Here is a 21,032-nt window from a genome sequence, read left to right on the forward strand (position 1 = left end):
GACGAGCTATCAGGTAAATCACCCCCAGGCGAGCCTGCCCCAGTGGCTAGGCCGAACCATGGGGCAGCCTATGCGCAGCCGTCATGCTCGCCAGCGCCCGCCTGCACCAGATCACCTTCGCCGACCAGGCGAGCGCCTCTTGCCGAGCTGCCGCTCGGGCGCTGCGGCACACCGCCCCCTCGCGCTCGTCTCCGCTCCCCCGCCACCGGCCGCTACGGCAATCCCCCAACCACCTGCAAGCGGTCATTGCGCCCGGGGCCCGCGCATCCACCGCCAGCCCTGTCCGTCTGCGGCCTTGAACGCCAAGGCCACCATGGGTGCAGGTTTTCGCCCGCGGGATCGTCCTGACCGTCGTGCCGGCATGCGACCGCCAGGCACCCGTGACCGGGACAGCCACTTCCCATCGGGGCCGAGGTGTTCGTCCCTGCTTGGCAGTCGTTGAGCCAGTAGCTCACGGCGTCGTCGCAGCGGCCATAATGAGGGGATGGCAGTCAGTCGACACACTTCTTCGCCCGAGTCGGACCTGGCGGAGGATCTTGTGCTCTACCGGGAGAAGTTCCGGCGGCGCCTTCCCTCGGCTTTGAGGGATCTGCAAGGGCCCGTCCAGGGTGTGGTGGAGCTGCCTGTACACGTGGCGTGGTCAGGCATGACGTCCTATGACCTGGCGAACCCACGCCAGCGTATGGGGCTATACCGCACGGTCCTGCATGAGGGCCTACGAGATGATCTTCCCGAATACCTGAACGAGGATCTTCTTCTCCAGCTGTGGCCGACCCTGCGTTGTCTGGTGGGCCGCACAGTTCGCTCTGTATGGGAAGACGCCTTCCCCGAGCTGGCTGCCCGGGGCAGGGCGGCCGCGTGAGAGACATGCCGGAGCTTCATGCACGGCTGCTGGCTGACGTGATCGCACTGGGCTCCCCCTATCCGCTGGTTCTCACCGGCGGATATGCGGTGAGGGCGCACCGGCTCGTGAGCCGGCCCAGTCAGGATCTGGATGTCGCCACGGAGAATCCGGCTCCCATGGCTGATATCGCCACGGCGGTCCACGAGGGTCTGCAGGAACGGGGATGGCGGGTGCGGTCGTTGGAAACGGCTCCGCTGTCCGCCCGCTTCACCGTGTCAGATCCGGCAACGGGGCAGGAATGCGAGGTGGACATCCTCAAGGAGATCTTCTGGGGTCCTATCGCTCACACCGCGTACGGGCCCGTTCTCGCAGAGGAGGACGTCATCGGGACGAAGGTGCGGGCGTTGGCCGACCGTGGCGCACCCCGGGACCTCATCGATGTGTTCGCGGCCTCGCGCCGATGGAACAACGTCGATCTCGAAGAATTCGGCCGTCGGCATGCGCGTGGGCGCTTCGAGCAGGAAGACCTGCAGGCCAACCTCGCGGGCGCCGAGTGGACGGACGACGAGGCTTTCGCCGCTTACGGCCTCGATGACTTGGCCATCGGGGCGCTGCGGGCCTGGGCCGTGGAATGGGCCGACGACCTCGCAGCCCGACTCCTTGAGGAAGCCGACCGTCCCGAGAACGATTGACCGCCAGTCCGGCGCAGGCCGGCTCGCGTAGCCCCGTCGGCGTGAGGCTCTTGCGGCCGCACCCTCGCGTCACCCGGCGTCCGCCTCGTCATCGGCGGTGCCTTCCTGCCGGTGCAGCACCGGACCGCTCGCCTGAACACGCCCCGGCCGTGGAGCGGCGTGCGGTTCTCGGTTCTTTCGGGTGTCTCAGGCGGCCAGAGCGAGGGTGAGGGTGGGGTAGAGGAGGAGGACGTCGTCCAGGCCGACGATGTGCAGGACCTCGTGGACCTCCGCGGGGACCGCGGCCAGCCGGATCCAGCCGCCGCCCAGCGCCGCGGCGCGGTTCGCGCCGACCAGCGCGTTGACTCCGCTGGAGTCCATGAAGGTGACCTCGCTGAAGTCGACCACCGTCCGGTGGCCGGGGATGCCGTCGCGGTCGGCGAACGCCTCGCGCAGAGCGCCGGCGGTCGTGAAGTCGATCTCCCCGGCCAGCTGCAGCACGCAGACCCCCTCACCGGTGGCGTGACGGGAGATGGCCAGATGGGAGGCTCCCATTGCGTGTTCCTCCCCTGTCCGGTGACGGCAGCGCGGGTGCGCCGTCTGCGCCCACGCAAACGGAACGCGCGGTGCTCTGTCAACCACTGCCCTGTTAATCTCACGATCCACTTACACAGCACTACGGGCCCCCTTCCTGCCGTGGCAGCCAGGGGCGGCGCGGAAAATAAGCAGCACTCGCCGGGGTACTCGAGCGGACCGGGCATGTGACGCACTCGACGCGAGGTGAGGGCGAATGGACCAGACGGCAGGCAGCGCGGCGCCCGCGCCCCCGGTGCCGCCCGCATGCGCCGCCTACGACGGAGACACCTCCTGCATCGGCGCCGCCCGCCGCTTCGCCACCGCCTACCTCCACCATGCGCACACCCACTACAAGACCCCGCTCACCGACCGGACCGTCCAGATGGCGCAGCTGGTCATCAGCGAGCTGGTCACCAACGTCTGCCGGCACGCTCCCGGCCCCCTGCGCCTGGACCTGCGCCGCCACCCGGACAGCCTGGAGATCACCGTCTGGGACAGCGTGCCCGCCGTCCCCACCGTCCACGGACCCGACCCCAGCCGTATAGGGCAGCACGGACTGGAGATCGTCGTGGCCGTGTGCGAACGCTACGACGTCCAGCCGGTGCCCGGCGGTAAACGCACCACCGCCGTCCTTGCTCTCGGCCATCCCTGACCGGCCCGCTTTCCTCAACCCGCCCGCTTTCACCGAAGGCGCCGGCCTCGGCCCTGGCCGCCACGAGGGATCAGGTCCCATCGGGCCGAAAACCGCCCTGAAGCGGCTGTGCCGCCTCGGCCCGCCGGTCCTTTCGGCCCGCCCGGCGGGCAGGTGTTTCGCGAGCTGGTCAGTCCCCAGAGGTGCCGGACAGGGCGAGACGGGCTGTGATGCGCTTGCCGGCCGGCTCCGCTTCGATGCTGAGACTGGTGGTGACTGCTTTGACGATCTCCAGACCGTGCTGGCCGATCCGGTCGGGATCCGCGGCCTGGGGGGCGGGAACCGTCGGGTCGCTGTCCCACACCACGACGTACACGGCCGCCGCGGTGATGCGCAGTTCCAGCATCACGGGGCCGGGGGCGTATTTACGGGCGTTGGTGACCAGCTCACTGACCACCAGCTGGGTCAGCTCCACCACGCGGGCCGGCGCCCGGAGGTGGTGTTCACCGCGGGCCTGGTCGAAGAAGACGGCCGCGTGGTGGCGGGCTTGGGCAATGCAGCCGTCGCGCCCGTCCAGGGCGTAGGCGGCATCCATCAGGTATTTTTCGGGCGTCACAGAGGCGGCTCCGCCCCTGCGGCTCGCGCAGTCGTCGTTCTCATTCCCCGGTCACGTACGCACCGGTACCCGCCGTACTCATGCATACGCCACCCACGCCGCACCGGCCCTGCCGGGCTCGGACACCTCGCTGCACTCCGGGGCCGGGATGGGGCACAATCGTTCCCGCCTGTCCCGGCCCGGGCCGGGCGATGAGCGTTTCGAGGAGCCCGTGACCACCACCCCGAGAGCGGACCAGCCCAAAAGGCTCTCCGCCACCTGCTCCGAGAGGGACGGCATCCGGATCGTGGCCCTGCGCGGTGAACTCGACCACGACGTGCAGGACGTAGCCGGTCAGGCTCTGCTCGCCGGCGACGGCCACCCGCCGGTTCGGACCGTCGTGGACCTCAGCGGCGTGACCTTCATGGACTCCAGCGGCATCAACGTCCTGGTCACCGCCCATCAGCAGGCGGCCGGCTCCCAGGGGTGGCTGCGTATCGCCGCCGCGCAGGACTCCGTGCTGCGCGTCCTTCAGATCGTCGGCCTCGACCACGTCATCGACTGCCACCCCACTCTCGAGCAGGCCCTGACCGGCTGAGCCGCCCAGGCCCTCTCAGCTCCTCGGCCGCTGTCCGGACGACACGTTCTGATCCTGGACGTCCTGGCAGCGTGCGCGTACCTGCGCGGCGGACTCCAGCTCCTGCCGCACCTGTGCGGGCAGCGGATCGCCCAGGGCCCAGCCGATCAGCGTCGCGGCGATGGCGTGCAGTTTGGTGTTGGTGCGCTGGGAGACCTCGCGCAGCACCTCGAACCCGGCAGCCGGTTCGAGCCCGTACACCGCGATGAGGACACCGATGGCCTGGTCGACCACGGCATGAGAGTCGACGGCTTGCTGGAGCTGCGCGTTCCGTGATTCCAGGCGAGTGATCGCCGTCTCGAACGTGCCGTCGGTGCGCGCCCACTGTTCGCGCGAGGTCGTCATCACGGGTCTCCACATCCAGGGCAGGGTCTCCTGTAACGCCTGCCCTTCGGCAGGCCCGACACCCCCGAGCAGGGGGAACATTCCAAAGCGCGAAGTGGTCACCGTCCGGGCAGCCTGCTGCGCCGCAGCCATGTGGTCACGGCGGGCTCTCTCCGGGTGAGCCGTGAACAGGGCAACGCCCGGCGGGCGGCCCCGCGTGTCCACTTCCTGTTGGCGTAGGGGCGGTGAGGGCGCTTTCGGTGTTCAGCTGTCGAGGCGGTGCCCTCCAAGCCTGGTGACCATCTGGGGGTCGTGGTGGTCGAAGAACAGCGATGCACCAGTGTCGAGGCCGGCGACCCGGGCCATCTGCTCGTCGGTCAGCCGGAAGTCGAAGACGTCGATGTTCTCGGCCATGCGCTCGGCGCGCACGGACTTGGGGATGGCGACGACGCCGCGCTGGGTGAGCCAGCGCAGTACGACCTGGGCGACGGACTTGCCGTGCTCCTTGCCGATTCCCGCGAGCAGGGGATTGGTGAACAGGTCGTTCCTGCCCTCGGCGAAGCCTCCCCAGGACTGGATCTGCACCCCGTGTTCGCGCATGAGGTCCTGGTAGGAGGTGCGCTGGAAGAAGGGGTGGGTCTCGATCTGGTTGACGGCCGGGGTGATCTCGTTGTTGACGATCAGGTCGATCAGCCGGTCGGGGTAGAAGTTGGCGACGCCGATCGCCTTCGCGAGGCCCTCGCGGTGCAGTGCCTCCATGGCACGCCACTGGCCGTAGACGTCGCCGTAGGGCTGGTGCATCAGGTACAGGTCGAGGTGGTCCAGGCCCAGCTTGTTGAGGGAGGTCTCGAAAGCGCGGCGGGTGTTGTCCTGGGCGGGGGCGTCCTGGACCCACAGTTTGGTGGTGACGAACAGTTCCTCGCGCGGGATGCCGCTGGAGGTGATGGCGCGGCCCACGGCTTCCTCGTTGCCGTAGGCGGCGGCGGTGTCCAGCAGGCGGTAGCCGGCGGCCAGGGCGTCGGTGACGGCCCGCTCGGTGTCCTGGGCGGGGATCTGGTAGACGCCGAAGCCGAGAAGTGGCATCCGGGCGCCGTTGTTGAGGGTGACGGTCTCCATGAGCGGGTGTCCTTACCGGTGGGAGGGGGTGGTCACGGGCGGATGAGGGACTCGATGACCTGGTGGTCGGCCATGGCCCGGTAGGCGTTGGGGCTCTGGTCGAGGGGGAAGCTCTGGTCGACGACGCGGCCCGGGGGTCACAGTCACGGTGCCGTCCAGGACGTCGGGCAGCAGGAGCGGGATATACCCACCTTCCATCACCCGCGCGTCGGCGCCACCACGCTCACCTCCCAGTCCACGCGACTGGACGGCACACCCGGCCGGCGCACCGGCGTCTGCACCGCCGAACCCGCCGCCCCGACCACGACGCCATCAGAGGATTTCGGTGCCGGCGTTCGGGCGGGAGGCGGGCAGCGTCGGCCGCTGCGGTCACGGTCACGGTCCTGACGAGGTGGTCCACTGCGGCTGAAAGAGGGAGAGCGTGGCGCATCTGGTGCGGCAGCAGAGCGTGAGCGCGTTTGTGGGGTTTCACGCGTTCGGACTGCAGGAGTCCGATGACGCGGAGCTAGCTGTTCCGTTCCCTGACGACTTCCACCGTGATGGCTTCGTCGGCACCCGTACGGGGCGCTTGGACATCGGGGGCGGCGATCACGCGCATACCGCGACGGTGGAAGTAGTGGTGTGGGACGCGGCGCCGGCGCCGCAGAATCCGGCCCGTTGGGATGAGCAGGCCGAAGTGGACTTGGAGTCGACGAGCGGTCAGGTCGCGGTGTGGTCGATGCACGGGCCGGGCGGACGACGTCATCACACTGGCGGACTCGGGCGGCTCGTGGCAGGTGCGGGTCAGCTGTACCGGCCGGGCCGCGGCAACCGCTCTGCCGGAAGGCGAAGGAACCGGGTCCGGTGTGGAGCGCTATCTCCTGCAGTTCTGGCCGACCGGCAGGTGAGAGGCCAGGGACCCGGCGCCGGCTGGGCCGGACGGTTCCGCCGTCCGCGCCTGCCTGGGGCAGGCGCAGCACGCTCAAGGTCGTCTGCGGGGCCTGGCACGCGCCGGACAGGACGCGCACCCGTTGCACACCCTGTCAGCGCAGGACGTAAAACCACCGCACAGCGAGGGCGTGCTCGCGGTTCCCGCCGACGCTGACAGACACGCTCATCTCATGCCGCTGTCACCGATTTCGCGGAGTCGGCGGCGCGGCGGTATGCGGCGTTCAGGCGCTGGGCTTCCTCGAGCTGGTCTTCGAGGATGACGATCCGGCAGGCGGCCTCGATGGGCATGCCCTGGTCCACGAGTTCCCGGGCGCGGGCGGCGATGCGCAGCTGGTAGCGGGAGTAGCGGCGGTGACCGCCCGCGGAGCGGAGTGGGGTGATGAGGCGGGCTTCGCCGATGGCACGGAGGAAGCCCTGGGTGGTGCCGAGTATCTCGGCGGCCCGGCCCATGGTGTAGGCGGGGTAGTCGTCGTCGTCGAGACGGCTGAAGGAGTCGTCTGCTGTCATCGCACCTCTCTGTGGAACGCATGGAGGGGCCCTGGTGCCGCGTGGCACCAGGGCCCCGAAGGGGCTACTACACCATCAACCGGCCCTGATACTGCGCCGGCCCTGTGTTACCGCAGACCCGACCTTGAACGTCGTCGGGGCGCGGGGATCGCGGTTGCTCGACCGGAGACCACCTCACTATCGATGTCCTGCGGTACCCGGGTTCCAGACTTCTTTCCGGGCGATCCTGATGGCGCTCGGCTCCTCCGTTCTTCCCTCTTGGTGCACTACTGGCCACTCCCCGGTACGCGCGCCTGCAGCCGACGCCTTTACCGGGGAACCACTGACTACTGCGCTGCTGGTACTGCGAACTGCACAGAACTGGTACTGCATTGCTGCTCATGGCGGCCCCTGATCACTGCGGGCCACCCGGTCCGGTCGTCAGTCCCGTCACCGTCCTGCAACTGCTCTGGCTCCGGTACTCCACCACCGCACCGCCCTGCAAACTGCAAACTGCGTACAACTGCCCGCCAGTTCATCTCTGTCGGGCTCACTTGATCTCGACTACAAGAGGAACCATAACCACACCAGAACTGAATGTCTACTCTGGCTGAGATAGATTTTCGCGCCCTCGAAGGTGAGGTGAGTCCGTTCGGCCAGCCGGTGCGCAGGTCGCCCTGGTCGCGGACGTCCGTCAGTACTTGATGTCAAATCGGCTGATCGACGTTGGCGGGACCCCGGCCGGTGAGACAGACCGGCACAGCGCCGACCCGCGCTGTGCGGGCCGGTGGCCGTCACCAGGGAAGAACTGCGCCAGGCCCGGCACCTGCGCCGGGTGCCTCGTCAGGGCAGAGCTTGGGCCTGATGCGGTTCGACGTCTGGCGCGAAGAAGGGGGCGAGCAGGTCGAACGAAGCTGCGCCCGCGCCTTTGGTCGCCCAGGTACCGATCCTTGGCCGCGTATATCGCGTCTCTGCCGGTGAGGGCTGGCGCCGGCAAGCCCGTGGTGGAGGGCATCGTCATGCCGGCGCCGTGATTCCGGCGGTGGATCATGCCGACGGCCACCCGACGTCGCTGTCCGCAGGGCGCGCGGCTCGGCCAGTGACTGGCGTCGGCGGTCTCTGGGGCTCTTGGAATCGTTGCCGCTGCCGGGCGCCAGGCCGGGGTCCGGCGGTGGAGTGGTATCCGCGTCTACCTGACGTTGGTCCCCCGAGGTCCCCCGGGGCCGCGCAGCGGGAGTGTTCGGCTGAGGACGAGGTTGGTGGTGGTGCTTCCAAACTCGGCCAGCTCGTCGACGATCTCCTCCAGGTGGGCCGTCGATGTGGCCGCCACTTTCATGACGTAGCAGTCGTCTCCGGTGGTGCGCAGGCACTCCAGGATCTCCGGGCGCTCCCCTAGCAGCCGGCGCAGCGGCTCGTGCCGGGTTCCCGGCCCCGGGTACTTGAGCCGGACCACCGCCATCACCGGGTAACCGGTCCGCTGGAGGTCCACCTCCGCGCGGTACCCCGTGATCACCTCGGCCTCCTCGAGCCGGCGCACTCGCTCCTTGGTCGCCGACGCGCTCAGGTTCACCCGCCGTGCCAGCTCGGTGAACGGGATCCTGCCGTCCCGTTGGACTTCCGTCAGGATCGCCCAGTCCGTCGCGTCGAGACTCTCGGTCATCCGCCCATTTTACCGGCGGATCCACGGCTGAACTGCCTCTGAACAGGCGGGAATCCCTTCTGGCGGCCCCTACGTCCTGCCTAGGGTTGGGCCTTGTGAAGATCGGAGTGAACGTCCCCAACTTCGGCCCGGGCACCGACCCCGGCATGCTGCGCAGCTGGGCCCAGACCGTGGAGGGCCTGGGTTTCGACCTGATGATGGTCTCGGACCACGTAGCCATCACGCCGGACGTCGCCGAGCGCTACCCGGCACCCTTCTACGAGCCCTTCACCACCTTGTCCTGGCTGGCCGGCCTCACCACCCGTGTCCAGCTCGGCACGACGGTCCTCATCGCTCCCTACCGGCATCCTCTGCTCACCGCCCGCATGGCGGCCAATCTGAATGAGCTGAGCGGCGGCCGGCTGGTCCTCGGTGTCGGAGTGGGCTGGGCACAACAGGAGTTCGCCGCCCTCGGCATCCCGTTCGCACGGCGCGGACAGCTGACCGACGACCACCTGCGGGACATCCGGGCCGCCTGGAAGGACACCGCGTCCTACGGAGAGCGCCACATCCCGGTGTGGGTCGGCGGAAACAGCGACGCGGGGCTGCGCCGGGCCGTACGGCTCGCGGACGCATGGCATCCGCTGCACCCCACCATGCCGTGGCTGCGCGAAGCCGCGGGCAGGCTGGAGACGTACGCGGACGAGCAGCGCCTGCCCGTGCCGGCGCTGGCTCCCCGCATCGCCCTGCGACTCACCGAGGAACCCGTCGACGCCGAAGAGCGGCTCGCCGGTGAGGGCACCCTCGGCCAGATCATGGACGATCTCGACCAACTGCGGCTGCTGGGCGCCCGGTTCGTCGTCCTCGACACCTACCCGGGCGATCCCCGCGCGACGTGTCACCCGCGGGCGGCCTGGCAGGCGCTGGCCACCGTGGCCGCACACCTCCACGAGCCCGGCACTCCATCCGGCACCACGAGGGAGCAGTCATGACCCCACCCGACGACCACACCCTCCTGCGCCGGGCCATCTCGCTCGCGGCCAGGGCACGCGCGAGCGGCAACCCGCCCTTCGGATCGCTGCTGGCGGGACCGGACGGGACGATCCTGGCCGAGGAGTACAACACCACCCTCACCGACGACGACGTCACCGCGCACCCGGAACTCAAACTGGCGAGGTGGGCCGCACGAGAGCTCGACGCGCGGACGGCGGCGGGCACCACGATGTACACCAGCTGCCAGCCGTGCGGGATGTGTGAGGCCGTCATCCGATGGGCGGGGCTGCGGCGCGTGGTGTTCGCCCTGTCCAGCGAACAGCTCCTGGACATCAGGCCGGGCAGCAGCCGGCCGCCCGTGCCGCAGGAGGGCCCCGCACTGCTCGACGAGGTACGGGCCGTGGTCGAGCCCTACTACCGCTGACTGCCGGGCCCGGGAGGGGAGTTCAGGGGCTGGGTTCCGTGTCGAAGGCCACGAACCGCAGCTCCGAGGTGTACCGGCGGCCTTCGTCGTCGGTGAGCCAGGTCTGTTCCGGGGTGGGCAGCATCTCGGTGATGGTGAAGGTGCCCTGCGGGTCCTTGCGGGACAGGCGGCGCAGCGCCTTGGCGAGGATGGTGACGTAGACGGGGCTGTCGAAGTCGACGTAGAAGGGCCGCGGTTCGGTGGGCAGGACGACGAAGACGTGGCGCGGCAGGCCGAGTCGGGTGTGCCAGTGGCGGGCGCGGACGAAGCGTCGGGCCTCGTCCTTGTCGTCGGCGAATGCCGTGTCGGTGGCGGGCAGCCGCCAGGTCTCCCGGGCGACCACCATGCGGTCGAGGGTCACTCGGGGGGTGTGGCCGGCATGCGGCAGGAGTTGGAAGAGGTCCATCGCCAGTGTGGTCAGGACGTGGGAGAAGACGTCGATGGCCGGGAAGGCGGAGCCGTCCGGGAGGCGGACGAGGAGCCGGCCGTCGTGTTCCTCGACGGTGGCGTCGGCGCTGCGGACGGCCCGGGGGCGGGCGGGGTCGGCCGTGAAGTCGGCGAGGGCGACCTGGTGGTCCTCGGGGCGTACGAGCGTGTGACGGACCCGGACGGACAGGCGTGAGCGGTGCTCCTTGGGGATCAGGGGCATGAGGCGCGGGCCGGGGTGGTCGCGGTCGGTGAGGCGGAGCAGTTCGGCTGCGTCCGGGTGCTGGTGGGTGAACAGGGAGGCGCCCAGTGTGTTGGCGGCGAGGTGCAGTTCGCCCAGGACGAGGGTGAAGTCGCCGCGGGCCACCGCCTGCGCTCCGTCGGCGGCGATCATCACGTCCGGGCTGAGGTAGCGGGCTGCCGTCCAGGCGCCGCCGGTGCTCTTGAACGCCTCCCGTACCTGTGCCTCGATGTCCGCCGATGCCAGGGTCACCCGGCGGGTGCCCTCGGGGGCGGCCAGGATGCGCTGCCAGCGTGCGGCGAACTCCCGCTGGAGTTCGGTGGCGGTGGTGCGGGCGGCGCCGTGCAGGACCGGCAGGCACTCGAACCAGAAGGTCGCCAGGTCGACCTCGCCCTGGGCGGCGAGCCGGTCGTACACGCGGTGCGTCTTGGCCGTCACCGTCGCCGCGAGCTGTGTGGTGAGCCAGGTGGCGCTGTCCATGAGCAGCCGCAGCGGGTGCAGTGCGTCCAGCACGGCGGGGCCGAGGCGGGCGGTGGCGGAGCGGCGGGTGTCGGAGTAGACCAGCGCCCGGCAGGGGGCCGTCGACGCGGACTTCTCGCGTACGGCGGCTGTGTCGGTCAGGGCGGTGAAGTCCCGCTCCAGTTCCGTCATGGCTTGGACCAGTGCTTCCACGTCACGGGCCGCGGCCACTTCGGCGCGGCCGCGCTCCAGCCGGTCGAGTGCGGCCAGTGCGCGGTCGCGCGGCTGCGGTGCGCCGACGGATTCGAGCCAGGCTCGCAGGGCCCGGTCGGGGTGGGTGCCCGCGGGCACTTCCAGCCGCCAGGCCACCCAGCGGCGGGTTACCAGGTCGGCCAGGACGGCGGGCACGTCGGTGTCGGGGAGTTCGGCGGCGATGCGCCGGGCCGGGCGGACGCCGTCGCAGCGGGCCAGGACGGCCGCCGTGTCGGCGGACACGGTCACCGGGCGGCGTCCGGGTACCCGGACGCGGTCCCCGTCCAGTGCGATGAACGGCACGCGCCGGGGTGCGATCCATTCCCGCAGAGCGGGGTCGGTGTCCAGCGTCTTCGCCAGTGCGTCGATGCCCCAACTGGCCCAGTAGACGGTGGAGTCGGCGATGAGTCCGCGGCCTGTGTCGACGGCGGCGCCGGGTGTCGCGGCGTCCCAGCGGCCCCAGCCGACGGGGCCGAAGAAGCCGATGGTGTCGTTCTTGACGCAGAACCGCTGCCAGTAGTGCGCGACCAGTTCCTCGCGCTGGCGCGGCATGCTGCTGCGGCTGTCCACGCCCGGTGTCCAGCGCAGGAACGGGGCGATGCCGGAGGTGAGGACCGGCCGGTTCTGCCAGGCCACCGCCTCCCGGAAGGCGGGCATGCGGGCGATGTCCTGCAAGGTGTGCGCGCTCTCCACGGCGGCGTCCGCGAAGAGGCGGGCGAAGTCCGCCCAGCGGGGGCCTTCCAGCGGGTCGTCGGGGGTGAACTTGTCGGCCGCCTGCGCCAGGCCGGCCGGTGCCAGGCGCAGGACCCCGTCGGCGGGGAAGCCCGGCCCCCGCAGGGCGAACTGCTCCCACAGCCGCCAGCGGCCGAGGGACGGCACGAAGTCTTCGGTCATGGCACGGTTCTCCTTGGCGAGCGTGGGTGGACGGTCCTGCCCGTGCTGGTCCCGCGGGGGTCAGGCGGCGCCGTAGTCGGCGTCGACGACCTCGGCCAGGTCGAGCGGTGTGGGGTAGGCGAAGACCAGGGAGACGGGGACGTCCGCGCCGATCGCCTCCTGGAGGCGGCCGGTGATCTGGAAGGCGGTGAGCGAGTCGCCGCCCGCCTCGTAGAAGTCGGTGTCCGCGGTGAGGTCGGGCAGGCCGAGCACGTCCTGGAAGATGCCGACGAGGAGGTCGACCGTGGTGAGGGACGTCGCGGCGGTGGCGGTGTTCGGGGTCATGACGTGTGCTCCTTCGCGGGGGTGGCGGGATACGGGCCGGTGTACGGGTCGAGGTGGGTGGGGTGCAGGCGGGCGGGGGTGTTGCCGCCCGAGACGATGGCCACGGCCCGTTCGCGGCGGCCGGCGCGCAGCGCCCCGGCCAGCGCGACGGCTCCGCTGGGTTCGGCGTGGACGCCGTGCCGGTGCAGCAGGGCGGTGGCGGCGAGGATCTCGGCGTCGCCGACGGCGATCAGGTCGTCGACGCGGTCGCGGATGATGGGGAAGGGGACGTGCCCGGGGCACTGGCCGCGCAGCCCGTCCGCGACGGTGGTGCTGGGCGGCAGCCGGACGGGGCGGCCGGCGGCCAGGGAGCGGGCGTAGCGCGGGGTGAGGGCGGGTTCGACGCCGACCACCCGGACCGGGTGGCCGGTGGCGGCGAGGCACACGCCGGCGAGGAGTCCCCCGCCGCCGGTGGGGACGTAGACGGTGTCGGTGCCGGGGGCGTCGGCGAGCAGTTCGCTTCCGGCCGTGCCCTGTCCGGCGACCACCAGGGGGTGGTCCGAGGAGGGGATGAGCAGGGCACCGGTTTCCTGCGCGAGGGCGCGGGCGCGCTCCTCGCGTTCGGCGACTGCGCCGCCCGCCTGGAGGGTCTCGGCGCCCAGTGCCCGGATCGCGGCGGCCTTGGCGGGGGAAGCGCCTGCGGCGAGGACGACGGTCAGCCGGATGCCGAGGGTGCGGGCGAGTACGGCGAGGGCGATGCCGTGGTTTCCGGAGGAGCCGGTGACGACCCGGTCGGCGCCCAGGGCGAGGACGGCGTTGGCGGCGCCGCGCGTCTTGAACGAGCCGCCGGATTGGAGGTGTTCGGCCTTCAGCAGGAGCCGCGGGCCGTGCGCCGCCGTCGCCGGGCCGCGCAGCAGGGGCGTTCGGACGATGTGGGGGGCGATACGGGTGGCGGCGGCTTCGAGGTCCGCGGGGCCGAGACCGGCGGGGCCGGGCGCGTGGGGGCCGCGGGGGGCGGGGCCGGGGTGCCGGCGGGTGGTGTCGCCGGTGCCCGGGCGCAGGCCGGTGGCGGTCATCGGGTGCTCCCGGCGGCCAGCCGGCGGCGGTCCGCCTTGCCGCCGCGGGTGGTGGGCAGCGTGTCCAGGCGCTGGAAGCGGCGCGGCATCAGATGGGGCGGCAGCGACCGGGCGAGGTGGCCGCGCAGGGCCGCGTCCGTGATGTCGGCCAGGTCGCCGGTGACGTGGGCGAGCAGGTGGACGCGCCCCCGGTCGTCGGTGTGCGAGGTCACCACCGCGCCTGTGACTCCCGGGTGGCAGAGCAGGGCCCCCTCCACCTCGGCGGGGTCGACGCGGTAGCCGCGGATCTTGACCTGCCGGTCGGTGCGGCCGGCGTAGTGCAGTCCTTCCTCGTCCCACCAGCCGAGGTCGCCGGTGCGGTAGAGGCGGGCGCCGGGCGGGCCGAAGGGGTCGGGGACGAAGCACTCGGCCGTGCGGGCCGGGCGCCCGCCGTAGCCGCGGGCCAGTCCCTCTCCCCCGATGTACACCTCGCCCACCGTGCCGTGGGCGACCGGCGCGAGGTCCGCGTCCAGGATCCGCAGGACGGCGCCGGCCCGGGGCACGCCCACCAGGTCGGCGGACGGGTCGGGCTCGGCCGGCACGCTGTGGCGGGTGGTGGTCATCGTGCACTCGGTCGGGCCGTACTGATTGACGAGGCTGCCGGGTACGAGCGGGCGTCCGCCGGCGGCGAGGAAGGGCCGCAGCGACTCGCCGCTGGAGGCGACCAGGGTGACCCCGGCGAGCGGATCGGTGAGACCCGGCGTTCCGGCCAGGTGTGCGAGGAAGGAGGGGGTGACGCTGAGCAGGGCCGTCACCCGGTGCTCCCGCACGGTGCGGGCGAACTCCTGGGGGCGCAGCAGCCGGGCCCGGTCCACGATCACCAGCCGTGCTCCGGCCAGCAGTGGGACGAAGGTGTCGCGGATCGAGGCGTCGTAGCCCAGGGGCGCGGTCTGCAGGGCGACCGTGCCGGGGCCGAGGCCGAACGCGTGGGCGGTGTCGCGCAGGTAGGCGTCGAGGGAGCGGTGTTCGATCAGGACGGCGCTGGGTTCCCCGGTGCTGCCGGAGGTGTGGCTGACGTAGGCGAGGGCGCGAGGGTCGGCCGCGGGCGGCGGCGGGGCGGCCGGGGGTGCCGGGCGGTCCAGCAGGACGGTGGGCACGCTCTGGCCGAGGAGGGAGGCGTGCGCGGAGGTGGTCAGCAGCAGGCGGGCGCCGGCGCTGCGCACGAAGGCCGCCAGCCGCTCCTGGGGCTGTCCCACGTCCAGGGTGAGGAAGGCGGCGCCGCAGCGCAGGACCGCCGCCATGGCCGCGACCGCGTCGGTGCCGTGCTCGACGGCGATGGCGCACACCGTCTCCGGGCGGGCGCCGTGGGCCTGCAGGAGCCGGGTGAGCTCCTCGATGCGGGCGGCGAGGCGGGCGTACGTCACGTCACCGGCGGGGGTGGTCAGCGCGACGCGCTGCGGGGTGCGGGCGGCGTGCGCGGCGATGTCGTCGGCGATCGTGCGCATCAGTCCTCCCCCACGGTGACGGTCTGGTCGACGGCCACGAAGCGCAGCTCCGAGGTGTAGCGGCGGCCCTCGTTGTCGGTGAGCCAGGCCTGCTCGGGGGTGGGCAGCATCTCGCTGACCTTCAGCCGTGCCGCGGGGTCCTTGCGGGCGAGCCTGCGGGCCGCCTTGGCGAGGATCGTCGTGTACACGGGGCTGTCGAAGTCGACGTAGAAGGGGCGGGGTTCGGTCGGGGAGACGACGAACACGAACCGGGGCAGCTCGTGCCGGCGCTGGAAGTGCCGGGCCCGGACGAAGCGGGCGGCTTCCGTCTTCTCGTCGGCGAAGTCGACCTCCGTGACGGGCAGTTGCCAGGTCTCGCGGGCCACGATCATGCGGTCGATGGTGATGCGCGGGGTGTGTTCGCCTTCGGGGCGCAGGGTGAAGCGGTCCATGACTCGCTGGGTGAGGGTGTTGGCGTAGACGTCGAGGAGGTCGTGGGCGGTGCCGTCGGGCAGCACGGCGGTCAGCCGGCCGTCGCGTTCCTCCACCAGGACGTCGGCGCTCAGCACCGTGCGGGGGCGGTAGGGGTCGCCGGTCTGGTCGACCAGGGTCACGTAGTGGTCCTCGGGGCGGTCCAGTGAGGGCCGGCTGCGGGTGGACCACTTCAGCGGCAGTTCCTTCGGCAGCGTGGGCAGCAGGCGCGGGCCGGGGAAGTCGCGGGTGGTCTCGGCGAGCAGCTCGTCGCGGTCCGGGTGCTGGTGGACGAACAGGGAGGCGCCCATGGTGTTGAGCGCGCAGTGCATCTCTCCGAGGACGAGCTGGACGTCGCCGCGGGCCAGGGCGGCGTCGTCCTCGGCGATGACCAGGACGTCGGGGCTGATGTACCGGGCCAGGGACCAGCCGTCGCCCGGTTCGTCGAACTCCTGGCGTACTCGTCCGGCCAGTTCGCCCGTGCTCAGCCGTACCCGGCGCGCGCCCGGCGGAAGGTGGAGGATGCGGGCCCACTTGGCGCGCAGTTCGGCCTGGGCGGCGTCGATCAGGTCGCCGGCGTCGGGGTGCGGGGAGGGCAGGGTGTGCAGCCACAGGGTGGCGAGGTCCACCGGTGCGCCGCCGGCGCGCAGGCGGTCGTACACGGTGTGCAGACGGCCGCGGACGGCTTCGGCGAAGCGGTTCGTCATCCAGCGGGCGGCGGTCAGGCACAGTTGCAGGGGTTCCAGGTGTGCCAGCAGTGCGGCGCCGGCCGTGGCCGTGGCCGACCGGCGTGCGTCGGAGTACACCAGGCCCCTGCAGGGGGCGGTGCGTTCGCCCTTGGCACGCTGGGCCTCGCTGTCGGTGAGCGCGGCGAAGTCGGCTTCGAGGGCGGAGATCGCGGCGGTCAGCGCGCCGGCGTCGAAGCGGGCGGCGCGTACGGCGTCCCGGCCGCGTTCCAGGACGGCGAGGCTGTCGAGCGCCCTCTGCCGGGCGGCCTGGTCGGGGACGCGTTCCAGGATGCGGCGCAGGGCGCGGTCGGGGTGGGTGGCCGCGGGCACCTCCAGCCGCCAGTGCACCCAGCGCCGGGTGAGCAGCTCGCCGACGGTGTGGGCCACCTCGTCGGCGTCCAGGCCCAGTTCGGCGGCGATGGCGTCCGTGTGCCGGGTGCCGTCGCAGCGTTCCAGTACGGCGAGTTCGCGTGCGCCGATGGGCTGTGCGGGGCGTCCGGGGACCCGCACCCGGCCGTCCTGGCAGCGTACGAAGGACACCCGGCGCGGCGGGATCCAGCGCATCAGTTCGCGGTCCTCACCGAGCACCTTGGCCAGGGCGTCGATGGCCCAGCCGGAGAAGTACACCTCCTGCGCGGCGAGGAAGCCGTCGCCGGCGTCCACGGCGACGGCGTCCGGTGCGGACAGGTCCCAGCGGCCCCAGCCGACGGGGCCGAAGAAGCCGATGGTGTCGTTCTTGACGCAGAACCGCTGCCAGTAGTGCGCGACCAGTTCCTCGCGCTGGCGCGGCATGCTGCTGCGGCTGTCCACGCCCGGTGTCCAGCGCAGAAACGGGGCGATGCCGGTCCGCAGGACGGCGGGGTTCTGCCAGGCGAGGGCCGCCTGGAAGCGGGGCTGGGCGGCCACCTCCTGGAGATGGCGGGCGGTGTGTACGGCGGCGGCGGACAGTTCCTCGGTGAAGGCCTGCCACTCGGGCCCGGACAGGTCCGTGCCGGGGCCGAACTTGTCGGCGGCCTCGGCCAGTCCGGGCGGGGCCAGGCGCAGCACGCCGTCGGCGGGGAAGCCGGGGCCGCGCAGCGCGAACTGGTCCCACAGCCGCCAGCCTCCGCCCGGCAGCAGGACAGGTGCGTGCTCGTCCGACATCGCGTGCTCCTTCCGGAAAGGGGGGTGCGCGGGGGTTCCTCTGCCCGGCCGGGCGAGGTGCCGCCGCCGGGATGCCGGGCGCCCCGGCCGCAGAGCACGGTCCCGCGCCGGGGCCGTGGCTCACCAGAGAAGATCCGGCAGCAACGCACGCCGCCGGTACGGCGCGTTCGTCCCTGACCCGGCGCGGCGGGTTCCGGGCACGCTGGCAGCGTCGGCCCCTGACCTGTGGCCGGCCCCATCACCTGCGGGAGGTTCACCGTGACGCAACCCAACTCCGCGGCCGGCGCGGGCGGCGAGACACCGCGCCCCGGCACCGACGAGGTGTACCTCGTGGTGCGCAACGACGAGGAGCAGTACTCGATCTGGCGGGCGGACCGTGAGGTGCCCGCCGGCTGGTACCCGGAGGGCCGGCGCGGCAGCCGGCAGGAGTGCCTGGACCACATCGGCGTGATCTGGACGGACATGCGCCCGCTCAGCCTGCGCCGCCGGCTGGCCGGGGCAGATGTCTGAGGGCCGTCCGGGCCGGCTCCTGTCGCGGCCTGCCCACGGTCCCCCGCAGGGGGCGCCACCGGAACGGCTGTGCCCGGCCGTGCTGGACCTGTCCGCGCTGCCCGACCGGACGCACCCGGCGGGCCCGCGGGCGTTGCGGGGACCGCTGGAGCTGTACCTGGCCCAGGTCGGCACGCAGGACGAGCGGGCGCTGCGGCGCGCGCGGGAGTTGCTGGACGCGGAGGAGCGGGCGCGGGCGCGCGCGTTCCGGCGCGACCGGGACCGCGACGCCTATGTGGTCGCGCACGCGGCGCTGCGCAGTGTGCTGAGTGTGCTGCTGGGCATCCGCGCCGAGGCGTTGCCGCTGATGCGTGAACCGTGCGCCGGCTGCGGCGGGCCGCACGGCCGGCCGGCGCTGCGCACGGCCGGGGTGCACTTCTCCCTGTCGCACAGCGGGGACCTGGTGATGGTGGCGCTCGCCCCGGCGCCGGTCGGTGTGGACGTGGAGGGGCTGGCCACCGCGCAGGCGGTGCTCGGCGCGCAGTCCGCGCTGCACCCAGGGGAGGCGCGGGAACTGGCGCGGCTGCCCGCGCACGAGCGGCCGGCGGCCTTCACCCGGGCCTGGGTGCGCAAGGAGGCCTACCTCAAGGGCCTGGGCACCGGGCTGGTGCGGGATCCGGCGCTCGACTACGTGGGCACCGGGTCGCGGCCGGCGGCTCCGTCGCCGCAGTGGACCGTGCGGGACGTCCTGGTCCCCGCGGGGTACGGGGCGGCGGTGGCCCTGCGGGCACCGTGAGGGCGCCCCCGACAGCACTCACAGCACGGCGGGGACCGGTCGGATGACCGGTCCCCGCCGTGCTGTCGGGGTGCTCGCGCGAGGTACGGGCCGGCAGTGCGCTCTTCACGGCTTCCCCCCTTCCCGGCGCGCGGGACCGCGCTACGATCACGGGCGTGAGCGGTGCTGAACCGACCATCCTCGCCACGTCCGGAGGCCACCGCGTCGGCGCGCGGGCCCGGGTCCTCTTCGATGCTCTGGTCCACCACGCGGTGCACCTGTCCGGCGTGCACGGCAGGCGCCCGCGCATCCTGTACGTCGGCACGGCGGTGGGGGACGCCGAGCACGTCGCGGCGCGGATGGCGGAGGCCGCCCGGATCGCGGGCTTCGACCTCACCCCGCTGCACCTGTTCCCCATGCCGAACGTCGACGACGTCGAGGGCACGGTCCTCGACCACGACGTGGTGTGGGTGATGGGCGGCTCGGTGGCCAACCTGCTCGCCGTGTGGCGGGTGCACGCGCTGGACGCGGTGATGCGGCGCGCGTGGCGGGCGGGTGTGGTGCTGGCCGGGGTGAGCGCGGGTTCCATCTGCTGGTTCGAGGGCGGTGCCACGGACTCCTTCGGACCCGAACTGCGCCCGGTGACCGGGGGTCTTGGCCTGCTTCCGTACGGCAACGGCGTCCACTACGACTCCGACCCGGGCCGGCGTCCCCTGATCCACCGCCTGGTCGCCGACGGCACCTTCGCCAGGGCCCACTGCACCGATGACGGGGTGGGCCTGGTCTACCGGGGCACCGAACTGGCCGAGGTGGTGGCGGAACTGCCGGACAAGGCCGCCTACGTGGTGCGCCGGGACGGCGAGCGGGTCGTGGAGGAACGGCTCGTACCGCGGCTGCTGCCGGCGCCCGCGTTCTGACGGCCCGCTCCCGCCGCATGCGCACGGTGCGGCGTTCGTCCGCCCCGCGTTCGGCCCGCCCCGCCCTCACCCCTGGGCCGAGTGCCGGACGCGGCAACGGGGTGGGGCGGGTGGAGCGCCCGGGCGGCGCTCTTGACGCCCGGCGTCATGCGGCTCGCCCCCGGCCCGGCGCCCTGGCGTGCGTCAGACGAGGCCGTGGCGCACGGCCTGCGCGACCGCGTGGGCCCGGTTGCGGGCCTGCAGACGCCCCATGATCTCGTAGATGACGTTCTTGACGGTGTGTTCGGAACAGTCCAGCAGGCGGGCGATGCCCGCGTTGGCGTGGCCCTCGGCCAGCAGGCGCAGCACGGACATCTGGCGGGCCGTCAGGGCCGGGGGCCGCACGTCCGCTACCGGTTCGCCGCCGCCGGGAGTAGCGGTCAGCAGGTGGGAGAGTTCCGGGTAGGGGATGCTCGGATGGGGGTGGGCGGCGCGGCGTACCGCGGCCGCGAGGGTCTCCTCGGTGAGGTCCGCGGTTTTCAGGACGACGGCTCCGGTGCGCAGGGCCAGCAGCAGGCCCGGGCGGCTGACGGTGTCGCACACGAGCAGCAGCCGGCCGGCATCCCGCCCGAAGCGCAGAGCCTGTTCGGCGTCGGCGGCCACGACCACGACCACGCTCCCGGTCCCGGCGGGCCCGTGCTCGGGCTCGCAGGCGAAGCCGGCGCGGCGGGCGAGGGCGCGGACGCGGTCCGTGCCGCGCGAGGGCGCGATGCGCAGGACCGGGCGCGAAGGGAGCGTGCCGGGCGTGACCTGGGTGGCGGGCGCGGGCGGCGCGGGCGGCGCGGGCGGCGCGGGCGGCGCGGGCGGCGCGGGCGGCGCGGGCGCGATCAGGGTGGCCGTCACAGCATGCCTGCCCGCAGCGCGTAGGCGACCGCGTGGGCACGGTTGCGCAGCCTGAACCGCTGGGTGATGTCGTGGACGACGGTGGTGACGGTGCGCGGCGAGTAGGCCAGCTGCTGGGCGATCTCCGCTGTCTCGTGCCCGTCGGCGACCAGCCGCAGCACCGAGCGTTCCCGGTCCGAGAGCATGCCGTCGGCCCAGCCGCCCGAGCCGTGCCGGGTGTTCGCCGGACGCTCCAGGATCTGTTCGAGCAGCTCGGGTGGCAGGGTGCAGTCGTCCCGGGCGGCGGCCAGCACCGCGTGGTTGAGACGGGAGGCGTCGGCGTCGCGGCGCAGCAGCAGGCCGCGGGCGCCGGCGGCCAGGGCGTGCAGGGCGTCGCCGGAGGCGAGGGCGGCGACCACCAGGACGACGGCGGGGTGCTGCCGGTGGGCGCGGGTGGTGCGCACCATGTCGAGTTCCGCGGGGCCGAGCCGGTCCACGGTCAGGACGGCGACCCGGGCGTCGCCGGGCTCGCACACGCTCAGCTCGGGGCAGGCGAGCAGGGTACTGCGGGTGCCGGCCTCCAGCACCGGGTCGAGCGCGACCACACCGACGGGTAGGGGTGCTCCCAT

The 21,032-nt window shown here is 72.5% G+C and carries 23 protein-coding genes and 1 pseudogene; 10 read left to right on the top strand and 14 right to left on the bottom strand.

The genetic code is table 11. From position 1 onward, the window contains the following. Positions 1-484 precede the first annotated feature (484 nt). Together ACFYQQ_RS29135 and ACFYQQ_RS29140 are read left to right on the top strand one after the other, a co-directional pair. Positions 485-862 (top strand): hypothetical protein, encoded by a 378-nt coding sequence (locus tag ACFYQQ_RS29135; RefSeq protein WP_355786942.1) that lies wholly within the window; start codon positions 485-487, stop codon positions 860-862. Positions 863-867: 5 nt separating this feature from the next. After that, positions 868-1,536 (top strand): nucleotidyl transferase AbiEii/AbiGii toxin family protein, encoded by a 669-nt coding sequence (locus tag ACFYQQ_RS29140; RefSeq protein WP_356240221.1) that lies wholly within the window; start codon positions 868-870, stop codon positions 1,534-1,536. A 186-nt stretch (positions 1,537-1,722) separates the two neighbouring features. Here ACFYQQ_RS29140 and ACFYQQ_RS29145 read toward each other — a convergent pair whose 3' ends face one another. Then, entirely contained in the window at positions 1,723-2,070 is a 348-nt protein-coding gene (locus ACFYQQ_RS29145; protein ID WP_355785828.1) for an STAS domain-containing protein, read from the bottom strand. A gap of 235 nt (positions 2,071-2,305) precedes the next feature. Between ACFYQQ_RS29145 and ACFYQQ_RS29150 the strand changes: the two genes are divergently transcribed. Continuing rightward, positions 2,306-2,743, top strand: a complete 438-nt coding sequence (locus ACFYQQ_RS29150) for an ATP-binding protein (protein ID WP_355785831.1) — start codon at positions 2,306-2,308, stop codon at positions 2,741-2,743. A 169-nt stretch (positions 2,744-2,912) separates the two neighbouring features. Here ACFYQQ_RS29150 and ACFYQQ_RS29155 read toward each other — a convergent pair whose 3' ends face one another. After that, positions 2,913-3,317 (bottom strand): ATP-binding protein, encoded by a 405-nt coding sequence (locus ACFYQQ_RS29155; protein WP_355785845.1) that lies wholly within the window; start codon positions 3,315-3,317, stop codon positions 2,913-2,915. A 232-nt stretch (positions 3,318-3,549) separates the two neighbouring features. Here ACFYQQ_RS29155 and ACFYQQ_RS29160 point away from each other — a divergent pair, with 232 nt between their 5' ends. Then, the gene (locus ACFYQQ_RS29160; protein ID WP_355785834.1) at positions 3,550-3,915 is read left to right on the top strand and encodes an STAS domain-containing protein; all 366 of its coding nucleotides are present in this window, start codon (positions 3,550-3,552) and stop codon (positions 3,913-3,915) included. Between the two features lie 15 nt (positions 3,916-3,930). Here ACFYQQ_RS29160 and ACFYQQ_RS29165 read toward each other — a convergent pair whose 3' ends face one another. Together ACFYQQ_RS29165 and ACFYQQ_RS29170 are read right to left on the bottom strand one after the other, a co-directional pair. Continuing rightward, positions 3,931-4,299, bottom strand: coding sequence for an ANTAR domain-containing protein (locus ACFYQQ_RS29165; RefSeq protein ID WP_355785836.1), 369 nt, complete (start codon positions 4,297-4,299; stop codon positions 3,931-3,933). 243 nt (positions 4,300-4,542) lie between these two features. After that, positions 4,543-5,394, bottom strand: coding sequence for an aldo/keto reductase (locus tag ACFYQQ_RS29170; protein ID WP_355785839.1), 852 nt, complete (start codon positions 5,392-5,394; stop codon positions 4,543-4,545). Between the two features lie 87 nt (positions 5,395-5,481). Here ACFYQQ_RS29170 and ACFYQQ_RS29175 point away from each other — a divergent pair, with 87 nt between their 5' ends. Beyond that, positions 5,482-5,781: a hypothetical protein gene (locus tag ACFYQQ_RS29175; RefSeq protein WP_388905620.1), complete on the top strand. Its 300-nt coding sequence runs from the start codon at positions 5,482-5,484 to the stop codon at positions 5,779-5,781. A gap of 711 nt (positions 5,782-6,492) precedes the next feature. Here the strand turns inward: ACFYQQ_RS29175 and ACFYQQ_RS29180 are convergent. From ACFYQQ_RS29180 to ACFYQQ_RS29190, 3 genes and pseudogenes are all read right to left on the bottom strand, one after another. Next, positions 6,493-6,831, bottom strand: a complete 339-nt coding sequence (locus ACFYQQ_RS29180; RefSeq protein ID WP_355793719.1) for a MerR family transcriptional regulator — start codon at positions 6,829-6,831, stop codon at positions 6,493-6,495. 825 nt (positions 6,832-7,656) lie between these two features. Continuing rightward, positions 7,657-7,831, bottom strand: a pseudogene (locus ACFYQQ_RS29185) (nuclear transport factor 2 family protein); the annotation flags it as partial. Positions 7,832-7,999: 168 nt separating this feature from the next. Beyond that, a complete protein-coding gene (locus ACFYQQ_RS29190) occupies positions 8,000-8,470 on the bottom strand; it encodes an Lrp/AsnC family transcriptional regulator (RefSeq protein WP_388905623.1) in 471 nt (156 codons plus the stop codon). Positions 8,471-8,565: 95 nt separating this feature from the next. On the opposite strand from ACFYQQ_RS29190, the gene ACFYQQ_RS29195 reads away from it, so the two are divergent. Next, on the top strand, positions 8,566-9,441 hold the full coding sequence (locus ACFYQQ_RS29195) for a TIGR03619 family F420-dependent LLM class oxidoreductase (protein ID WP_356168934.1): 876 nt from the start codon (positions 8,566-8,568) through the stop codon (positions 9,439-9,441). Further along, on the top strand, positions 9,438-9,866 hold the full coding sequence (locus tag ACFYQQ_RS29200) for a nucleoside deaminase (protein WP_355791288.1): 429 nt from the start codon (positions 9,438-9,440) through the stop codon (positions 9,864-9,866). The genes ACFYQQ_RS29195 and ACFYQQ_RS29200 overlap by 4 nt, the downstream gene beginning before the upstream one ends. Before the next feature lie 22 nt (positions 9,867-9,888). Here the strand turns inward: ACFYQQ_RS29200 and ACFYQQ_RS29205 are convergent, their stop codons facing one another. Genes ACFYQQ_RS29205 through ACFYQQ_RS29225 form a run of 5 tightly spaced genes read right to left on the bottom strand, consistent with a single transcriptional unit; the run spans position 9,889 to position 17,361 of the window. After that, on the bottom strand, positions 9,889-12,177 hold the full coding sequence (locus ACFYQQ_RS29205) for a lantibiotic dehydratase (RefSeq protein WP_355791285.1): 2,289 nt from the start codon (positions 12,175-12,177) through the stop codon (positions 9,889-9,891). Between the two features lie 60 nt (positions 12,178-12,237). Further along, positions 12,238-12,501 (bottom strand): acyl carrier protein, encoded by a 264-nt coding sequence (locus tag ACFYQQ_RS29210; protein ID WP_356240234.1) that lies wholly within the window; start codon positions 12,499-12,501, stop codon positions 12,238-12,240. Continuing rightward, entirely contained in the window at positions 12,498-13,556 is a 1,059-nt protein-coding gene (locus ACFYQQ_RS29215) for a threonine/serine dehydratase (protein ID WP_388905628.1), read from the bottom strand. The genes ACFYQQ_RS29210 and ACFYQQ_RS29215 overlap by 4 nt, the downstream gene beginning before the upstream one ends. Then, positions 13,553-15,040, bottom strand: a complete 1,488-nt coding sequence (locus tag ACFYQQ_RS29220; protein ID WP_356240240.1) for an amino acid adenylation domain-containing protein — start codon at positions 15,038-15,040, stop codon at positions 13,553-13,555. The genes ACFYQQ_RS29215 and ACFYQQ_RS29220 overlap by 4 nt, the downstream gene beginning before the upstream one ends. After that, on the bottom strand, positions 15,040-17,361 hold the full coding sequence (locus ACFYQQ_RS29225) for a lantibiotic dehydratase (RefSeq protein WP_388905631.1): 2,322 nt from the start codon (positions 17,359-17,361) through the stop codon (positions 15,040-15,042). The genes ACFYQQ_RS29220 and ACFYQQ_RS29225 overlap by 1 nt, the downstream gene beginning before the upstream one ends. Positions 17,362-17,619: 258 nt before the next feature. On the opposite strand from ACFYQQ_RS29225, the gene ACFYQQ_RS29230 reads away from it, so the two are divergent. The 3 genes from ACFYQQ_RS29230 (at position 17,620) to ACFYQQ_RS29240 (ending at position 19,542) form a co-directional block, all read left to right on the top strand. Beyond that, positions 17,620-17,871 carry an MbtH family protein gene (locus tag ACFYQQ_RS29230; protein WP_388905634.1) on the top strand — a complete coding sequence of 84 codons (252 nt, stop codon included), beginning with the start codon at positions 17,620-17,622 and terminating at the stop codon, positions 17,869-17,871. Positions 17,872-17,950: 79 nt separating this feature from the next. Continuing rightward, entirely contained in the window at positions 17,951-18,646 is a 696-nt protein-coding gene (locus ACFYQQ_RS29235) for a 4'-phosphopantetheinyl transferase superfamily protein (RefSeq protein ID WP_356168951.1), read from the top strand. 155 nt (positions 18,647-18,801) lie between these two features. Beyond that, positions 18,802-19,542, top strand: a complete 741-nt coding sequence (locus tag ACFYQQ_RS29240) for a peptidase E (RefSeq protein WP_356168954.1) — start codon at positions 18,802-18,804, stop codon at positions 19,540-19,542. Positions 19,543-19,725: 183 nt separating this feature from the next. Here ACFYQQ_RS29240 and ACFYQQ_RS29245 read toward each other — a convergent pair whose 3' ends face one another. After that, positions 19,726-20,424 (bottom strand): response regulator transcription factor, encoded by a 699-nt coding sequence (locus ACFYQQ_RS29245; RefSeq protein WP_388905638.1) that lies wholly within the window; start codon positions 20,422-20,424, stop codon positions 19,726-19,728. Continuing rightward, positions 20,421-21,032, bottom strand: a complete 612-nt coding sequence (locus ACFYQQ_RS29250; protein ID WP_356168960.1) for a response regulator transcription factor — start codon at positions 21,030-21,032, stop codon at positions 20,421-20,423. The genes ACFYQQ_RS29245 and ACFYQQ_RS29250 overlap by 4 nt, the downstream gene beginning before the upstream one ends.

This window comes from Streptomyces sp. NPDC005496 (genome assembly GCF_042872045.1).
In the GTDB taxonomy this organism is placed as follows: domain Bacteria; phylum Actinomycetota; class Actinomycetes; order Streptomycetales; family Streptomycetaceae; genus Streptomyces.